The following is a 17,264-nucleotide window of genomic DNA, read 5'->3' as shown; positions in this document are numbered from 1 at the left end:
TGCGTTTTATCCGATTGTGGTATCGCGGAATTTACTTTTGAGGAAACAAGTGATTGACCAGGCTGTTCATGTAGACTTCCAGATTGGTGTATTCTTTGCTAAGTCCATAAACCGTCCCGTCAGCAGGATCATTCGGATTCAATCCGTTCTTTTTCTCCCATTCGTCAGGCATACCGTCACCGTCTGTGTCGGCAGGTGCGGTGGTTGTTTTATATTCTGGCCATCCGCCTACATCTTTCGGTTGGTCGATCATTCCGTTGGTGCTGCCATGAGAACCTTCGTAAGTATACTTCCCTTTCTTTGTTTCTTCCACGATGCGTTGGTCTACCGCGTCGCGGCGATAAGAAGCTCCGGCAAATTCGAGAACATCCTTGTACGCTTTCTTGGCAGGTTGCAATGAGGCGCGTTCGGCTATATCAAATATTTTGGAAGAGAGAACCTCGTCTTCGGGTGCGAATTCCTTTTTGATAACCAATCCGTAAGCATTGTCCCGGTTCACTTTGTAGAGAGCTTCCTTTTGTTTGTCTGTCAGGCTGGAACAGGTAGGATCCATATAGTTGCCGTCAAAATAGAACACTCCGTGAACTCCGGCTTTATTATTGTTCTTTCCGTCATCGGCGTATGCGGTGAACAGGCGTTTGTAAGAACCTTTGGTGGCACTGAAAGGTCCCGGCTTGTAGTAGTTGTTGATGAAATTGTACGAACCGCCTTCTCCTGCGTATGCTCCGTCACTGCCGTAATTGTATATTACGTTATTGAACAGGTCTACCTTTTCTTCTTCCGGCTTGCCGGTATAACGGCTTCCGCAGAGACGCGGTGTGCGGTTGGTGTGGTGTGCTAGCAGATTGTGGTGGAAAGAAGCTCCTTGACCGCCCCATATACCTCCGTAGCCGTGTGCTCCTTTTTCATGGATGGAGTTGGCAAGGCTTTCGCTGATGATACACCATTGGAGGGTGAAGTTACGGTTGTCATAGAATGTGGCGCATTCGTCCGTGCTCCAACTCATGGAGCAGTGGTCGATGATGATATTCTGATGCGCTTTTGTTCCGTTCATGGCATCGTCACCTTTTTGCTTGATGTCAACTCCCATACGCGAACGGATAAAACGAACAATCACGTTGTCCGCTTGGATGGAGAATGTATAGTTCTTCAGACATATACCATCGCCCGGTGCTGTCTGACCGGCAATAGTCAGGTCTCCGTTATTCACTTTCAATGATTTCTGGAGTTCAATGATCCCGCTGACCGCGAAAACAATGGTACGCGGACCTTTTTGATTGATAGCCCAGCGGAGTGTTCCCTTTGAACCGTCGTCGGCTAAGGAGGTGACGGTGTAGACTGCGCCACCGGCACCGCCTGTGGTGTATTTACCGGCTCCATCGGCTCCGGGAAAGGCGGGGACTTTGGAGCGGTCGATGGGACTAGGACAATTTTCCCCTATTATTGCAGCACTTGCAGCAAGGGGAAGCATGAATAATATGCAGAGTGTTCCTAATAATACTTTGTTCATAATATGATTTTTATTTTATCGGATATAAGTTCTTGACTAGGTCGTTTATGTATACCTCCAAATTTGTGTATTCAGCACTCAATTGGTATTTTACGCCGTCGGATGTATCATTGGGATTGAGCTTGTTTGCTGTCTCCCAGCTGTCAGGAATACCATCGCCGTCAGTATCTAGTGGAGCACTTTCTGATTGGTAAGTAGGCCATCCGCCTACATCCTGTTGTGAATCGATGATTCCGAATTTGCCTCCATTGCTTCCTGGGTATGTGTAGCTCCCTTCCTGTGTCTCTTGTATGATACGCGTATCTACAGCGTCACGTTTATAAGAAGCTCCGGCATACTTTAATACATCTGCGTAAGCCTCTTGCGCTGATTGTGTAAAGGTACTGACATCATTTGAAATAACAAATTCCGTTTGTGATTTTAATGCATTTTCATCATTGTTTGGATAAGGAATGGTTTCGTCCACACCGTTGACACTGATTTTCTGGTTTGGCTGAAAACCTACCCAATTGTCATTGTTGACTTCTGCAATAAGTGATTTGTTGCTTTGGTCAAGAGCGGCTGACGTATCGTCAAAATAGTTTCCTTTCAGATGAAATACTCCCCATACGCCTTTTGCCTGGTTGTTAGTTCCATCATCGGGACCTGGAGCGACAATACGGTTAATGACAATTTTCTTCGTGTTGGTAGCAGCACCCGGCTTATAATAATTGTTGACGAAGTTGTAATTTCCTCCTTCTCCGGCATAGCCTCCGTTGCCTGCTCCCCAATTGTAAAATACGTTATTGCGTACGTCTACCTTTTCATTGTCGGGCGAGTTGCTATAACGACTTCCGCATAGACGGGGAGTACGACTGACGTGGTGAGCTAATAGGTTGTGGTGGAAAGTGGCAGGAGAACCACCCCAAATGCCACCGTAACCGTGAGCCCCTTTCGGATGTATGCTGTTGGCAAGACTTTCGGCAATGAGACACCACTGCATTGTGAAATTAGTGTTACCATAAAAAGAAGCGCATTCGTCTGTGCACCAGCTCATAGAACAGTGGTCTATGATGATGTTCTTTTGATTCCTGCCGAAAATGGCATCCGCGTCTTTGGTTTCTGCGTTATTGATTTGCTCGTCTCCTAGACGGAAACGCATGAAACGTATGATAACATTGTCAGCCTCTAGAATAACCGGATATCTTTTCAGGCAGATACCGTCACCGGGGGCTGTTTGTCCGGCGATGGTTACATTTCCTTTTTGTATAGTCAGGTTTTGTTGCAGGTCGATGATTCCACTGACTGCAAATACAATAGTGCGAGTTTCAGATTGGTTGAGTGCCCAGCGCAGAGTTCCTACTGCACCATTGTCTGCAAGTGACGTTACTGTGTAGACTTTGCCTCCCGCACCTCCTGTTGTGTAGCGGCCAGCCCCGAATGCTCCGGGAAAGGCTGCTATTTTGGTACGGTCAGGTGTTGGATAGTCTATTAACTCTTCATCATTAGGTTCTTCTGTCTTATCTGAATTTCCGGGAAAATACTGATAACTGTTGGTGAGTTTCGCTTCGTCTTCCGAACAGGCTGCGAATGAAATTAGTAAACCGGAAAGAAATGCTCCGAATAATAACTTGTGCATAACTTTAATATTTTATTGATTGTTTATTCACTAAGAGTTCCGTATTTGTTGGCGGCTTTTACGGTGTAGGTTGCATCTGCATCACTTACGGTAAAAGAAGTGTCAATCGTTTGTCCTTCAAAACTTCCGTCTGCCTTGAAGATCAGGTAACAGATTGCTTTGTAACGGGCGTCCCAACTTAAGGTCGTTCCGTTGAGTGATACATTTTCCGGGGTTTCCAATTGTTCCATAAACTTCTTGGGATTCCAGCCGTCTGAACCGTTTACAATGTTCTCGTAAGTATATTTAATGTATTCGGAGTAACTTAATTCGGTTTTACCTTCATAATTATATGATGTACCATTGATAGTGTATTTAGTCTTTCGCTGACTCATATCTACCGCCTTTCCTTTTTTGTCCGTCGTGTTGTATTCAGCATACAAAGCAGGTACGGCGCTCATATCTCTCCATCCGGCAGGATCAATGTCGAATTTCAGTTTGGTGTTTAGAAATACAGTGATAGGATTGTTCTGCCAGGGTCTTCCTAATGTTTGAGCGGTTCCTTTACTCGGTTGATAGTCGAGGCTTTCTGTTCCATATTTGTCAGGATCTACTTTGTTGATACCGTCAACTGTGCAATTGTTGAATACATATCCCCAATTTGTGCCGGTAGTATGATTAGCGGCAGTTATAACACTTCCGTAGCGTACATTGTATAAGGTCGTGTTTTCTATCAATACGTTTCCGTTTCCATAGAAATAGTCAACGGCGCCTTCTATCCAGCAATCACTGGCATAATGTCTGGCATTGATACCATTCTCAGATGAAGACTGTACTTTGGTTTGCCATGTATCTTGGAAAGATCTGAATTTACAATTGTAGAAAGCAATTCTGTCATTGGCTGTGTACATTGCTTCCGCCATAGGACCGATCAGTTTTTCTGTTCCCCATGTATTCACAAAAGATATATTTTCTGCATAAAAATCGGTAGCATAGATCATAGTTACAGCTTCTTGGAATCTTTGGCTTTGGTTAGCCTCGTTTCTCCACGAATACTGCCATGCTTCTTCTCCGCCGTCACCGGTAGCATTGCTGGCACTGGTTAACTTACGTGCGATGATTGTCTTTTCTTTGTCCTGTCCGATCAAATGTATGAAAGGCTTGATTTTGGGAACATTGATGAATTCTTCATAAGTCCCATTCGCAACAAAAATAAGATAAGGTTCCGTACGGTTGCTTGGAACAGCATCAATGGCATCCTGAATATTGGTATAGTCACCTTTTCCATTAGGATCGACTATAACGTCGAACAGTTTTGGGGTGATCGCTTCTTCCATGATCTTGAAATTCAGAGTCAGTCCCTGATACGGGTTTCCGCTATAATCGAGCAATGCTCCGGAAGGTATTTTAAAGGTACAGTCTGTATTGTCTGATGTGCTGTATTTATAGCGCACCACATTATTAAGAATGATAATTCGTATATCGGCATCATTGAATGTGATGGATGTATTGGGGGCTTGGCGAACTTTCTTGTTGAAAGTCAGTTCTACATAGCCACTGTTACTTTCCAGTGTGGCACCTTCTGTAATGTTGGAAGATACGAGCGTCAATGCGCTCGTGTCTTCTGAATTATCATCGTCTTTGCATGCGAAAACAGCTAATGCCAGCATACAAATGAATAGGTAATTGCTTATTTTATAAATATATTTTGTATTCATAAGTTTTCTTTTTATTGTTATTTATTCCAACGTTGGTCACCGTAAGTTTTATAGGTGTCTATTTTTACGGTGAAGTCACCGTTCGCCGCAGCTGGTGCATTGAATAACTCTGCGCTTGTTATTGTTAAACATTCTCCTAATGCATTACTGTGAAAAGGTGAGTCGGAAGCTGTGTATACATTTTCAGAAGAGTTAACCGTAGTTCCTTCTTCGTATCCTTTTACTGTTTGTCCGGACTGGAATCCGCCAAACAATGTATTTGAAATATTCAAAGTCAATGGCTTACTACCAGAATTGATTATTGTATATGCCAATCCATATATTGTGCATTGGTTTATTTCAAATGAGATAGAGTGGTCTTGTTGCGTTTTTAATAATGGACCTTTTTGTGATAAATCAATGCCGGATTCATTGATTGTGGAATTAGTAAGTACGACATTATCGAACGTCCACGTTCCCTTTGCCTCTGCTGTGGCAAAAAGACCATAACTGCCAATGTTCTCAATCAGACAGTTATTGATGATACAATTGCTACAAGAACCTGTTGCATTTTTGAATCTGAAAATACCACGAATCTTGTCGACTTTACATGACTCTAATATTAAATTTTGGATGGTTGCATTATTGTTTTGGTGGTATACAACAAAATTGTTTTCATTATTATCATGATGGAGATATAAATTGTAGAATTCGATTGTTTCATATCCTCCTCCATCAGCGAAGCTGAGTCCTTTAAGTCTGATATCCGGCTGGATTGCTGCCTTCTCTTCACTTTCGTCAGCTCCCCAAATCAATAATGATGTGATTGTATTGGGGATAATTGCTGTTGCACTAGTTATATCTAGTGTTGTTCCACTAGGTATTAACATGGCTACTTTCCCGGTGTTACTGCTTATAGCTGTATTCCATTCTTCTTTGTTAGTTACAACAACTCTGGTATATCCACTTGGAATACCTTTTGCTGTTGTAAAGGTGGTCAGTGCACGAACGTACGTTCCTCTCATTAAAGCTACTGTATAAGTTGTGCTAGGCTCAAGTCCATCAAAATTCAATTGTCCTTGACTGATTTGTTCAACTGTTAATGCAGTATAATGATCACTGACGCTTGGTGTTCTGTCTCCTTCGCACCATGCATAATGAGAAACTGTCGTGGAACCGGTTTGGATAGCTTCGGGATCCCAAACAAGGCTGACAGATGTTTTGGTAGGCGTAACACTTGTGAAATCTACCATTTCGGGCATTACTGTCATCGCTGTAGTTTCGCCACGCTTAATTTCTCCATTATAGATGGAGAATGTATATTCTGTTCCCGGCAGTAATCCTTCAATCAGTTTCTGTCCGGCAGCGACTTCTTCCGAAGTTATTTCTTTTGTTATAGGAGCATCTATTCCTGCTTTGATGATGAAATGCGTTACTTCCAGACCGGCTTCCCAAGTAATTAAAATGGTTTCTTCCGTAATGTTTTCGCTTGGAATGGTACCTAATATTTCTTCTTTCGAAGTTTCGAATGTTCCGTCTTCCAAATATATCCAACGGGATTCTTTTCCACTTGCTACGGATTTGATGCGTAGATAATAGGTCGTTTCACCTAACAGACCGGTCAGGGTATAAGGCGATTTTTTGATTGATTGGTCTTCACCGTATACGATACTACCTGAAGCACTGCCCATTGGCATATTATCATCCATTTGTTCCCTGCTTGCTTCGATGATGTAATATTCGGTATTGGGGGTTGCGTCCCATTTAGCTTCAGCTGTTATTGCAGCCGGTTCCACAGAGAAGCTTGTAGTACCGAACAGTCGGTTGCCACTAATGGTTTCCCAGTCGTTACCGTCTATACAAGCGGCAACACTTAGAGAAGTGAGGAGTGCGAAGGCTCCTGTTTTTATAATATGTGTTAATTTTTTCATGATTACTTATTGATTAGGTATTAGTCTGAAAATCCGTATGAATTATGTAACATTCCGTTAGAAGCGGAGATCGTAGTAGATGCGATTGGCAGTAAGTAACGGTTGATAACTGCTACATTATCTCCTACTAGTCCACTGGAAATGGAAGGTAAATTGACTGTCAACTGAGCTTGTCCTTTGGTATCTGTCCGTTCCTTTCCCCAAAAATTGTTGTTGTCATCATAATCGCTGCTACTTTTTCCACTAGGAATACCATGCCAAGTGACGCTGCTGATGTCTATGCTCGTCTTGTCGTCATTGGAATAGTTGAAATAAATTTTTTCCGGATATGAGTTCTTACTAGAAAACAGTTGGCTTTCATAATCGCTTTTAAACTGTTTGATTTTATCAATCAATAAATTCCAGCGAATCAGGTCATATTTGCGGAAACCTTCTCCAGCCAATTCCCAAGCATTCTCGTCTACAATTGCTTCAAAAAAGTCTTCCTTTCCATTGATAGCAGCAATATAATTTTCGGCTTCAGATTTGTTTGCATCTGCAAATGCACGTGTATGTACCAATTCCAATGCTTTTCTAGCGGTACTAATACGGGTGGAGGCTCCGTTGTAAGTTCCGTCAGGACCACTGGCCAATTCGTTTAGGGTTTCGGCATACATTAATAATACTTGGGAATAGCGCATCCGGACGCAGTTAATACCGGACATCCATTTGGCTTTACCTGTAGCGATGGCAACTTGACGCCATTCTTCATTCATTTGGCGAATGTCCCATTTTCCACAGTAAATGGCGAATGGTGTATTACCGAGCATTTTTTCTTTTAGAACATTGTTCTCTGTTTTTAATTGCAGGTTACAGCAAGTAATGTCACGACGTTGGTCGCCATCCTGGAAAGACCAGAAGTATGGAGCTGTCATCTTAAGTTTACCGGAGGAGTTTCCTTGTTCACCGTATAAAGTACTAAAACCGTTCATTCGTACGCCGACTGTGTAGCCTAGTTCGCCACTGACTCCTAATCCCATCGGTATTTCGAAGATGTTTTCACGATAAGTTTCATCCAATTGGCGTTGGTTGATCAAATACCATTCATTGGCGAATGATGGATTTAACTGGTGGGTGCCATTATCTATGACAGTTGCCAGATGTTTCAGTGCCAATTCATACATCTTGGTGCGGGTAGCGTCATCGCAACGTTGGGTAGGATAGACCGGATCCGAGTTTTTGTCTGCGGTAACATAGCCGTTCTTCTGTTCTTCACGAATACTCCATCCGGCTCTTGACAAAGCGATATTTGCCAATAAGGAATGGGCATATCCTTTAGTCACCCGTTCTGTAGTGTATGCAGAAACTTCTCCTGCCCATGGTAATAGGGTAATTGCTGTTTCCAAATCTTTAATCAGCTCATCCATGATAACATCCCGATCACTTTTCCCTAAGTAAACATTGCTCAAATCCGGGTTGGAAGACTCGCTTTTATAAGGTATATCGCCAAAAAGGCGGATTAAGTCAAAGTAGACCATAGCACGTATTGTCAACGCTTCACCTTTGAAACGTTCCATCGCCCGTTGGTCACTGTCCCCTGACGTTAATAAGGAGCTCTTATTAATTCCTTCAACAATCAGATTTGCATTTTCGATAATTGAATACATAGCATCCCATACGTTGGACAGTTTTGACCATCCCGGACTTACATTGTAATTCATTGCACCACGTTCGTGAGTTGTATTGTTGGCATCAGTTCCTAGACCATCAACCAGTTCACAATCTGAATTTGTACTCAGAACGATAGGTATGTCACGAGAGTATGTGGCATCTTGTGTCATAAGTCCATAAAGCTTATTGACTGCCAGTTCTGTGAAGAAAGTAGATTCAAATACATTTTCTCCGGGTTGTTCGGATGGTGCTGTCTGGTCTAGGAAGTCCGAACAAGCCGTAGTACAGAAAAGGCTGGCGGACAGAAATAATATCTTTGCTATCTTTTTCATAAAATAATCTCCTTTGTGTTAGAATTAGAATGTTACGTTAATACCACCGACAAATGAACGGCTTTTCGGATAAGCAGCATAGTCAATACCTGGAGTCATCGGATTTCGTTTGCTGCTGGTATCAACTTCCGGATCGGTGCCGGAGTAGTTAGTCAGGCAGAAAAGATTATACCCGGTTACGTAGATTCGTACGTTTTGCATATAATATTTGCGAATCCATGACTTAGGAAGTGAATAACCGATGGTAATGTTGTTCACACGTAAAAAAGAGGCATTTTCAACAGCATAGTCTGTCAACTGCATTTGAGTGACGGCTACCGGATTGTAAATGCTGGCATTTGCATTGATTTGATTCAAACGTGATATGATTCCTGCTTCACCACCATAGTAAGCAAGTGCGTCTGAACTTATAGATTTGCCTAAATTATAGCCGGTTGTCGGATCAATCCAAGTGTAGCGTTTTCCAGAACAGAAGTCTTCATTCAGGTTGTAACCGTATGAAGTTCCGGCAAAGAATGAGGTAGCTAGTTTGGTGGCATTAACAATCTTATTTCCAATAGAGAAATTGAAGAAGAGAGTGAAATCAAAGTTACCGGCGCGACCATTGAAGCCAAAACCACCATAAACCGGAGCTACTGTGTTACCTAGCTTTTGTTTGATCGGTTCTCCATTCTCATCACATTCTACTTTTAATCCTCCGGGGAAATAACTTCCGCCTGTAATGTTTACGCTATTGTCTTTCAGACCGTCCTTCAATACCCAGTTTGTTCCGTTTAGGACTAGTTCGCCTTCCGGATTTGTTACAGGGTCATAGGCTGTATAGAACCCGTTGGTTTTGTATCCCCAAATTTCTCCAAGTCGTCCGCCTTCTTCTACACGGAAATCCTCATATTTTGCGATGGTACTTCCGCCCCAACCGCTACTTTGCCACGGATTGTCCGTATTTAGTTTCTCAATCCTGTTACGGTTGTAGGAAATATTGAAATTAAAATTCAGTCCAAACTTCTTCTTGTCAGCAATGATCGCATTCATAGATAGTTCTACACCTTTATTGGAGGTACTTCCGAAATTTTGGTATTGGTAGTTATAGCCGGCATTAGCCGGTATTTCCGTTTTCATGAGCAAGTCGTTGGTTGTATTCCAATAAAGGTCAATAGAACCGGATAAACGATTATTCCAGAATCCGTAGTCGATACCAAAGTTTCTTGTAACGGTTGTTTCCCATTTTAATTTCGGATTGTATAGATAACTGCCCAATTCCATCATGCTGGTGCGATCACCATTGAAGAAAGGAGCACGGGCAGTATTGCTTGACAGTGAATATGCTGTATATGTCAGTCCTGAATTGATACGGTTATTACCTGCAGTACCATAGCTTAAACGTAATTTCAGACTAGAAAGCCAATTGCGCGTGTTTTGCATGAATTGTTCATCAGATATACGCCATGCCAATGCAGCTGATGGGAATACTCCCCATTGATTGCCTTTGGCGAATTTACTGGAACCATCTGCACGAACGGTTACGGTGAGAAGGTATTTGTCCATTAATGTATAGTTGGCTCGACCGAAAAAAGAAAGCAGATTTTCTTTGGCAGCAAGTGTTGTTTGATTGGGTAATGCTGTTCCTGCACCGGCAGTAGACAAAACTTCTTCAATGCTCATGCTGGTAGGAAATGCGACAGAAGTATTCTCCAATGTCTTTTTTTCGTTACTACTTACTTCGTGTCCTAAAAGTACATTGATTCTATCACGTCCTCCAAACAGCTTTTTGTTATCGTATGTCAATGTATTTGCATTACGCCAGTTTTTAGTAGTAACTCTAGTGAATACAGCTTGCGGTTGTCCGTTATAGCCTAACTTTGAATTTTGTGCACCATCGGCATTCCAAACCTGATCAGTATCTTCATACTTCCATCCGTAACCGAATTCAGAACGGAATGTGAAGTTTTTGAATGGTTTCCAGTTGACGCCTGCATTATAATTCTGATTGAAAGTAGTCTTTTTCTTATATACTCCTAATAGGCGTTCTAATGGATTCTTTGTGGTATAGGCATTATTTGCTTCATCATCACTTGCGTCATACGCCATTGGATTGACCGGGCGGAAACGGGTGGCATTGGCTACAATGGAATTAGCCGCATTTGATTCGTTCGTGTCAGCACCTCCACTCAGACCATCTAGTGTACTGTAGCTCATACGTACGTTGAAATCTAAAGAAAGCCACTTGTTTAATTCTGAATTGATCTTAGCATTCACATTGTCTTTATTGAAACCTGACCCTAACATTATACTCTTTTCGTCATTGTGAGCATAGCTGATGTTATATTTTAATTGCTTGCTGCCGCCACTGACATTCAGGTTATATTGGGCTTGGTTGCCGGTACGTCCGAATATCTCATCCTGATAATCAGTACCTTCCATTGTTTTCCAAATATCCATATCTTCAAAAAGACCGTATTCTTCCGTTCTTCCGGTTTCATATTGATAAGCCACATAGTCGTACGGGCTCATAACTTTATTGAGTTTAGTAACCTTTTTGAAACCATAGGAGGCACCGAAATCAACTTGTACTTTCCCTTCTTTGCCACTTTTTGTAGTAATGATAATAACACCGTTTGCACCACGGGCACCATAAATAGCAGTGGATGATGCATCTTTTAAAACATCAATACTTTGTATTTCGGATGGGGCAATGTCACTGATACTTGAAACCGGAAAACCGTCTACAATATATAAAGGTGAATTATCTTGGGATAAAGAACCACCACCGCGAACACGAATTTTTACGTCTGCATCAGGAGCTCCTTCGGTTGTTGTAATACTTACACCTGCAAGTTTTCCAGTAAGGGCTTCGGTGGCACTGGATACCGGAACAACTGCCAGGTCCTTGGAATTGACAGAAGCTACCGATCCTGTTAAATCTCTTTTGTTAACTGTTCCATAACCGATTACGACTACTTCATCCAATGCTTTAGAATCATCGGTCATCTGTACGTTAATTACTTTTTTACCTTGAATTGCAATTTCTTGAGTTTTCATACCTATGTATGAAATAACCAATGTTTTCTTCCCATCAATCTTGATGGAAAAGTTGCCATCCAGATCTGTAATCGTACCGTTGGTCGTATTACCTTTTTCAACAACGGAAGCGCCAATAACAGGCTCTCCACTGGTATCTTTCACATTACCTTTTACAGTAATTGTTTGTGCAGATACGCTGAGCGATATTGCTGCAAATAGCATTAACAGCAAGGTACGCATGTTTTCCACTTTGTTAGACATTCTTTGCATGTTTATAAATAGTTATTAATTTGATTTGGCTGTATCACTTTCTTTTTCTGTGTTTATTTATCGCTACAAAAGTATATGAATGTAAATATAGCTATGTGTAATATTTGTTTTTCGCTTCGTATTTTTTGTTATTTAGTACTTTGAGAGTAGTATCTCTGGAAAAAACAATATTTCAACATCTTCTTTCCATTACTCTTTTACCTTTGTGCCGTCTGAAAGAAAACATTAATCTAATAATATGTAATTTGAATGATGAAAAAGTATTTTTATTTTTTATGTATTACCATTCTACCTCTTTGTGGCGTTTGGGCTTGTTCTAATGAAAACACGGAGTCTCATAATGAATTTGGTAATCAAGGAGAGAATATTCCTACTGCAATAAAGAAGTTGGATTATGGACAATTATTAGCTTTTCCCGGTGCAGAAGGACATGGACGAAGTACTACAGGGGGGCGAGGAGGGAGTGTGTACCATGTTACTACATTGGAGGATAATCCTACTAATCCTCAAAAAGGTTCTTTCCGTTGGGCGCTTATTCAAAAAGGAGCAAGGACAATCGTTTTTGATGTGGCAGGTACAATTAAACTAAAAGCTCAGTTAAAAACAACAAATGATAATTTGACAATAGCTGGACAAACTTCTCCTGGTGGTATTTGCATTGCTGATTATGACTTTGTAATCAATTCTAATAATGTAATTATTCGTTTTATGCGTTTTCGTCCTGGAAATGTAAATTTAGACTCGGATGGATTAGGTGGGATGGATAAAAAGAATATTATAGTAGACCATTGTTCTATCAGTTGGTGCACGGATGAATGCCTATCTGTATATGGAATGGAAAACTCGACAGTGCAATGGTGTTTGGCTGCTCAGGCGTTACGTGATACTCCTTCGAAAGATAAACCGCATGGGTTTGGAGGAAACTGGGGTGGTCATTATGCTTCCTATCATCATAATATGATTGCACATTGCGAGAGCCGTGTCCCACGTTTGGGACCTCGTCCTACTACGTTAGCTCTGACAGAATGTGTGGATATTCGTAATAACGTTTTTTATAATTGGGCAGGTGAAGGTTGCTATGGAGGGGAAGACCAACATGTCAATCTCGTGAATAATTATTATAAACCAGGACCTGCTACGGACAAGGCTTCTTCTAAAGTACAATACCGTATTGCTAAAATAGGAATCTATACACAGGAATATGTTCAGAAGAACCCTTCTTTTGCACCGTATGCACAAAAATGGGGAACCTTTTACATTGATGGAAATGTGATGGAGGGTAATAGTGGAGTGACTGTAGATAATTGGACGAATGGAGTGTATGCCCAACAAACGAATGATGACAAAGTGGATAATATGTGGACAACGGCTGCTCAAGCTGGGTTGAAATTATCTAAGCCATTGGATTACGGGACAGTGACTACTCATACGGCAGAAGTTGCTTATAATAAAGTAATGAAATATGTTGGGTGTTGTGATTATAGGGATAAAGTAGATAATCTGGTTATAAAGGATGTGAAAAATCGGGGGGCATCTTACACTGCTTCCGGCAATTTAGATGGGTATATCAATACGCCGAACGATATAATAGAATTAGGAAGTAATTCATGGCCGGAATTATCATTGGATACTAAACGTTGTGTGATAGACTCTGATGGTGATGGTATACCGGATGAATGGGAAATAGAGTATGGCTTAGATCCCAATGATAGCTCGGATGGAAATAAGAAAATGATTGATGTAAATGGCAAATATACTAATTTGGAAATGTACATGAATAGTTTGGTGCATGGTATCATTCAAGGCCAAAATGCAGATTAGTAATTTTCTTCTTTCTATTCTTTGTTCCTTTGCCCATTTGTTTTCTATTGATGAATTAAAAAATCCTCTCCATATTCTTATTTGGAATATAGAGAGGATAATTTTATTGACGAGAGTTGCATGGGGTATGGTGAGATGAAATCATAATTGGGGAATAAATTGCACAAGACTTTCACAAGTATCCTCCCGTCAATGCCTAAAATCATGGCAAAATTAATTAAATACTTTTTTGAATCGCAATATTTATTAATTTATCTTATGGTAATTATGAAATATTTAATATATTGAAGATATTTTGCACTAACTTTCTGTAACTCACTGATTTTTCTTATGTTTGCCGATTAAATACTAAAAGAAGGGAGTAAATATGTCCACACCTATATTATATAATGACTTTCCAACGTTTTTGAGGAAATACTTTTCTTATAAAGTACAAAAGATATCATTAAATGCCGGGTTCACGTGTCCTAACCGGGATGGAACGAAAGGGTGGGGAGGCTGTACATATTGTAACAATCAAACTTTTAATCCCGATTACTGTCGGACGGAGAAGTCCATTACTACTCAGTTACAGGAAGGAAAATACTTTTTTGCACACAAATATCCGGAGATGAAGTATTTAGCCTATTTTCAAGCATACACAAATACGTATGCGGAGTTGGAGGGGCTAAAACGCAAATATGAAGAAGCTTTAAAGGTTGACGGTGTTGTAGGGCTAGTGATTGGAACTCGGCCGGATTGCATGCCGGAAGGACTGTTGCATTATCTGGAAGAACTGAATAAACATACTTTCCTCATGGTAGAATATGGTATAGAAAGTACTTGTGATAAAACTTTGCAACGTATCAACCGTGGGCATACGTATGCGGAAACAGTGGAGGCTGTAGAACGAACGGCTGCCTGTGGTATTCTGACAGGTGGGCATATTATTCTTGGACTTCCGGGAGAAACGCATGAAACGATGGTGGAGCAAGCCGGAATCCTTTCCCGATTGCCTCTATCTACCCTTAAAATTCATCAGTTACAGTTGATTCGGGGTACTCGAATGGCGCATGAATATGCTGAAGTTCCGGACGATTTCCATCTGTTTACGGAAGTGGACGAATATATTGATCTGGTAATCGATTATATAGAACACCTCCGACCTGATATGGTGGTGGAACGTTTTGTTTCTCAATCTCCTAAAGAATTATTAATAGCACCGGATTGGGGATTGAAAAATTATGAATTTGTGGCACGTTTACAAAAAAGAATGAAAGAAAGAGATGCTTATCAAGGCAAGAAGTATAAGGATTCGGAAAAAAGGATTATTTTTGCAGATGATAAGTTTACCACTTAATAACTGAAGAATGGAACATAAAACAAGAATTAAAGGAAATGTCCACTATGTGGGAGTAAATGACCGCAACAAACACCGGTTTGAAGCGATGTGGCCATTGCCCTATGGAGTTTCATATAACTCTTATCTGATTGATGATGAAATGGTGGCATTGGTGGATACGGTAGATATCTGTTATTTTGAAGTCTACTTGCGTAAAATAAAGCAGGTGATTGGCGAACGTCCCATTAATTATTTGATTATAAATCACATGGAACCGGATCATTCCGGCTCTATCCGATTGATAAAGCAACATTACCCGGAAATTATTATTGTGGGTAATAAGCAGACCTTTGGTATGATTGAAGGCTTCTACGGAGTGACTGGCGAACAGTATCTGGTGAAGGATGGGGATTTCTTAGCTTTAGGACATCACAAACTGCGATTTTATATGACTCCGATGGTGCATTGGCCTGAAACGATGATGACCTTTGATGAAACGGAAGGAATTCTTTTCTCCGGTGACGGATTCGGCTGCTTTGGTACATTGGATGGCGGTTTTCTGGATACTGGCATGAATGTAGACAGATATTGGGGAGAAATGGTCCGTTATTATTCAAATATTGTAGGTAAGTATGGAAGCCCTGTACAAAAGGCTTTGCAAAAACTGGGCGGACTTCCTATTTCTGCTATCTGCTCTACTCACGGACCCGTATGGACAGAGAATATTGCCAAAGTGATTGGTATCTATGACAGACTGAGCCGTTATGATGCGGATGAAGGTGTGGTGATTGTGTACGGAAGTATGTATGGAAATACGGAACAAATGGCTGAGGCTATCGCTGCAGAGCTTTCGGCACAAGGAATCAAAAATATAGTCATGCACAATGTGACGAAGAGCCATCCTTCTTATATCATAGCAGATATTTTCCGTTATAAAGGATTAATCATCGGTTCGCCTACTTACAGCAATCAGCTATTCCCCGAAGTAGATGCGTTGCTTTCAAAGATTCTGTTGCGTGAGGTGAAAGGTCGCTATTTAGGTTACTTCGGTTCCTTTACATGGGCAGGTGCTGCTGTGAAACGTCTGGCTGAATTTGCGGAAAAGAGCAAATTCGAGTTAGTGGGCGATCCTGTGGAGATGAAGCAGGCGATGAGGGATATCACTTACACTCAGTGCGAAAATCTGGCACGAGCAATGGCGGACCGCTTGAAGAAAGACCGATAAAACAGTGAATGAGATATTATTTATTAACTAACCTATAAAACAATCGACTTATGAGATTAATTATTCAACCGGACTATCAGTCTGTATCTCAGTGGGCTGCACATTATGTTGCTGCAAAAATAAAAGCTGCTAACCCAACTCCTGAAAAACCATTTGTATTAGGATGTCCTACCGGTTCTTCCCCACTTGGAATGTATAAGGCTTTGATCGACCTGAATAAGAAGGGCATTGTTTCTTTCCAGAATGTCGTAACGTTCAATATGGATGAGTATGTAGGTTTACCGAAGGAACATCCGGAAAGCTACTATTCTTTTATGTGGAATAACTTCTTCAGCCATATTGACATTAAGCCGGAGAATACAAATATTTTGAACGGTAACGCTCCTGATTTGGATGCGGAATGTGCACGTTATGAAGAGAAGATTAAATCATACGGTGGCATAGACCTGTTTATGGGTGGTATCGGCCCTGACGGACATATTGCTTTCAACGAACCGGGATCCTCACTGACTTCACGCACTCGTCAGAAAACATTGACAATGGATACAATTATCGCTAACTCCCGTTTCTTTGACAATGATATCAATAAAGTGCCTAAGACTTCATTGACAGTGGGAGTCGGTACTGTGCTTTCCGCAAAGGAAGTGATGATTATCGTTAATGGTCATAACAAGGCACGTGCTTTGTATCATGCGGTAGAAGGCGCTATCACTCAGATGTGGACTATCAGTGCTCTGCAGATGCACGAAAAGGGTATCATCGTTTGTGACGATGCTGCTACGGTAGAACTGAAAGTAGGTACCTATCGTTACTTTAAAGACATTGAATCCGCTCATCTGGATCCGGAGTCTTTGATTAAGTAAGAAGTGGAATATACTCTATAAAAACG

10 protein-coding genes are annotated in these 17,264 nt (G+C 41.1%); 4 read left to right on the top strand and 6 right to left on the bottom strand.

All coding sequences use genetic code 11. The annotated features are described in order from the left end of the window. Nucleotides 1–31 precede the first annotated feature (31 nt). The 6 genes from H8S63_RS15330 to H8S63_RS15305 are packed head-to-tail and all read right to left on the bottom strand — an operon-like array spanning nucleotide 32 to nucleotide 11,999. Entirely contained in the window at nucleotides 32–1,471 is a 1,440-nt protein-coding gene (locus H8S63_RS15330) for a hypothetical protein (protein WP_007751147.1), read from the bottom strand. A gap of 49 nt (nucleotides 1,472–1,520) precedes the next feature. Further along, nucleotides 1,521–3,128, bottom strand: coding sequence for a pectate lyase (locus H8S63_RS15325; protein ID WP_186927288.1), 1,608 nt, complete (start codon nucleotides 3,126–3,128; stop codon nucleotides 1,521–1,523). A gap of 23 nt (nucleotides 3,129–3,151) precedes the next feature. Next, nucleotides 3,152–4,825 carry a pectinesterase family protein gene (locus tag H8S63_RS15320; RefSeq protein ID WP_229101805.1) on the bottom strand — a complete coding sequence of 558 codons (1,674 nt, stop codon included), beginning with the start codon at nucleotides 4,823–4,825 and terminating at the stop codon, nucleotides 3,152–3,154. A 17-nt stretch (nucleotides 4,826–4,842) separates the two neighbouring features. Continuing rightward, the gene (locus tag H8S63_RS15315; protein WP_186927287.1) at nucleotides 4,843–6,735 is read right to left on the bottom strand and encodes a DUF4957 domain-containing protein; all 1,893 of its coding nucleotides are present in this window, start codon (nucleotides 6,733–6,735) and stop codon (nucleotides 4,843–4,845) included. Nucleotides 6,736–6,755: 20 nt separating this feature from the next. Continuing rightward, on the bottom strand, nucleotides 6,756–8,717 hold the full coding sequence (locus H8S63_RS15310) for a RagB/SusD family nutrient uptake outer membrane protein (RefSeq protein ID WP_055278499.1): 1,962 nt from the start codon (nucleotides 8,715–8,717) through the stop codon (nucleotides 6,756–6,758). A 24-nt stretch (nucleotides 8,718–8,741) separates the two neighbouring features. Beyond that, nucleotides 8,742–11,999: a TonB-dependent receptor gene (locus H8S63_RS15305; protein ID WP_186927286.1), complete on the bottom strand. Its 3,258-nt coding sequence runs from the start codon at nucleotides 11,997–11,999 to the stop codon at nucleotides 8,742–8,744. A gap of 261 nt (nucleotides 12,000–12,260) precedes the next feature. On the opposite strand from H8S63_RS15305, the gene H8S63_RS15300 reads away from it, so the two are divergent. From H8S63_RS15300 to nagB, 4 genes are all read left to right on the top strand, one after another. Then, complete coding sequence (locus tag H8S63_RS15300) at nucleotides 12,261–13,829, top strand: pectate lyase (RefSeq protein WP_370527610.1); 1,569 nt, start codon at nucleotides 12,261–12,263, stop codon at nucleotides 13,827–13,829. 367 nt (nucleotides 13,830–14,196) lie between these two features. Continuing rightward, on the top strand, nucleotides 14,197–15,168 hold the full coding sequence (locus H8S63_RS15295; protein ID WP_186927284.1) for a TIGR01212 family radical SAM protein: 972 nt from the start codon (nucleotides 14,197–14,199) through the stop codon (nucleotides 15,166–15,168). A gap of 10 nt (nucleotides 15,169–15,178) precedes the next feature. After that, nucleotides 15,179–16,375 carry an FprA family A-type flavoprotein gene (locus tag H8S63_RS15290; RefSeq protein WP_007751132.1) on the top strand — a complete coding sequence of 399 codons (1,197 nt, stop codon included), beginning with the start codon at nucleotides 15,179–15,181 and terminating at the stop codon, nucleotides 16,373–16,375. A 50-nt stretch (nucleotides 16,376–16,425) separates the two neighbouring features. Continuing rightward, on the top strand, nucleotides 16,426–17,238 hold the full coding sequence (gene nagB, locus H8S63_RS15285) for a glucosamine-6-phosphate deaminase (RefSeq protein WP_007764825.1): 813 nt from the start codon (nucleotides 16,426–16,428) through the stop codon (nucleotides 17,236–17,238). The last annotated feature ends 26 nt before the right edge of the window (nucleotides 17,239–17,264 follow it).

This window comes from Bacteroides sp. NSJ-39 (genome assembly GCF_014287315.1).
Lineage (GTDB): Bacteria > Bacteroidota > Bacteroidia > Bacteroidales > Bacteroidaceae > Bacteroides > Bacteroides finegoldii.
The sequence above is the reverse complement of the archived record's forward strand: the minus strand, read 5'-3'. Positions and strand labels throughout refer to the sequence as shown.